1 protein-coding gene is annotated in these 2,058 nt (G+C 65.5%); it reads right to left on the bottom strand.

The features are described 5' to 3' along the window. Positions 1-133: 133 nt before the first annotated feature. Positions 134-1,369, bottom strand: a complete 1,236-nt coding sequence (locus tag ADY59_RS47125; protein WP_049577853.1) for an epoxide hydrolase family protein — start codon at positions 1,367-1,369, stop codon at positions 134-136. Positions 1,370-2,058: the final 689 nt, after the last annotated feature.

Here is a 2,058-nt window from a genome sequence, read left to right as displayed (position 1 = left end):
GAGATGTGGTATAAGAGACCGCTCCACCTCGTCCGCCACCGGACTCAGGGAACCAAGGGGAAGCGGAAGAGCTCCTCCACCACCTTCCCCCCACGACTTCACCCACCCGCCAGCGGACAACCCCGCAACGCCGTCAGGGCCTGCGCCCACGGAAGGTGCGACGCAGATCGCCCACCCACGCCTCCGGGTTCTCCCAGGGAATGAAGTGACCACCACGATCATGCGCATTGACGTTCACATGGTTGAACCAACCCGCCTGCGGACCACCCTCGAAAGCCCGGACGCGCTCCTCGGCACCATGGACGCCGGGCGGATTCTCGTACGTGACGAACGTCAGACCGACCGGAGCCTGCACAACCGGAGTGCGATCATGGGACGGAACCCACGGATACCGGTTGGCATTGGCGTAGTACCGCATCGACGTGCCGATCGAATTGTTCACCCAGTAGATCGTGGCGTGAGTGAGCAGATCATCCCTGCTGAAAACCGACTCGACGTCACCACCACTGTCACTCCACGAATTCCACCGCTCCAGCAGCCACGCCAGCAGCCCGGCGGGGGAGTCGCTCAACCCATGAGCCAGCGTGGCACCGTCGAGCATGTGCACGGCCAGATGCGACGCCGAACGACGATCCAGCTCGACGACACGAGCCCGCACATCAGCAGGCTGATCATCAGCCAGCGGCCGATTCCGGGCAAAATCCCAAGCACGAGGGCCGTTGAAGAAATCAAGCGGCAACCCCGAACCGATATGAATGCCGTACAACTCGTCGGCGTACTTGTGCCCCAGCTGACTGGAGACGATCCCGCCGATGTCACACCCCCCGGCCGCGTACCTCTCGTACCCCAGCGTCTCGGTCATCAGGGTGTGCCAGAGGTCGGACACCTTCCAGAAGTTGACATCCGCAAAGCCCGTCAGCGGACCCGGGAACCCGAAACCGGGCAAGGACGGCACGATCACGTCGAACGCATCAGCGGCATCACCACCGAACGCGGCCGGATCAGCGAGCGGATCGATCACCTTCGACCAGTGCCAGAACGTCCACGGCCACCCATGCGTCAGGATCAACGGGATCGGGCGCGGCCCACGGCCCGGCTTGCGCATGAAATGCACCGCAACACCGTCGACACCCACCTGATAGTGCTCGTACGCGTTGATGGCGGCCTCGGCCTTACGCCAGTCGTAGCCGTCCCGCCAATACGCGACCAGCCCACGCAGATAGCCGGCCGGGACGCCGTAGGACCAGTCCTCATTCCCCTCGTCCACCGGCGGACGGGTCAACGCGAGACGGGCCCGCAGGTCATCGAGAACCTCGTCGGACACATGGACAGGGGTCGGTTCCAACGGAAAGACGTCCGGGGTGCTCATGATTCCTCACTGAACTGAACTGGACTGACTGAACGACCACCTCCGGAGCCTCGGCCCCGGATGCAAGCGAGGGCGCCCGCGATCCGCCCGTTACGACAGATCTGAACACCCTCCCGACCGCACCTTACGTGACGATCGAGAACGGGGGAGAAGCCCCCGCCTCCACCCTCGCCCGGACCTGAGCCGACACCGTCCACGGCCTCCCCGACGCGCACGAACGCTCAGTGCCGGGCGAGGGTGGAGGGTGGGCGCTCGGCACTGCCCGCCAGGGCGGGGGGCTCGGGCACACCCGCCGAGCTGGGCTCGCGAGGGGAGTGGGCGGGTGCCCGTTCGGGGCGTCCGAGGTCGGAGCTGCGGTGATCTGCGTACGCTCCCGCGCCGGCGCTGAATCTGGCCCATGTCTTCCGGCGGGAGCGGAGTCTCCGGCGGGCGGTGGTCGCACACATCAGGGAGGGCGAGTTCGCCATGTGAGCCGGAAACAGCCATGCGCCATACCAGACAGAATCCAGCTTCTGTCTGGTATGGCCTATTTTGTCGGATTAGAGGCGGTTGACGAAGCGGGTAGCGGCGCGGTGACTCATGCCCGTTTCGCCGCGGACCAGGAACACCGCCTCCTGGATCTGGCCCATCGCTTTCATCTCGCGGGCCTGCTCGACCAGGTCGGGATTGGGGGCGGGACGGTTACGGGG

Source organism: Nonomuraea sp. SBT364 (assembly GCF_001083785.1).
Classification (GTDB): Bacteria; Actinomycetota; Actinomycetes; order Streptosporangiales; family Streptosporangiaceae; genus Nonomuraea.
Note: the sequence above shows the minus strand (reverse complement) of the source record. Positions and strands in the feature narration are given on the sequence as shown.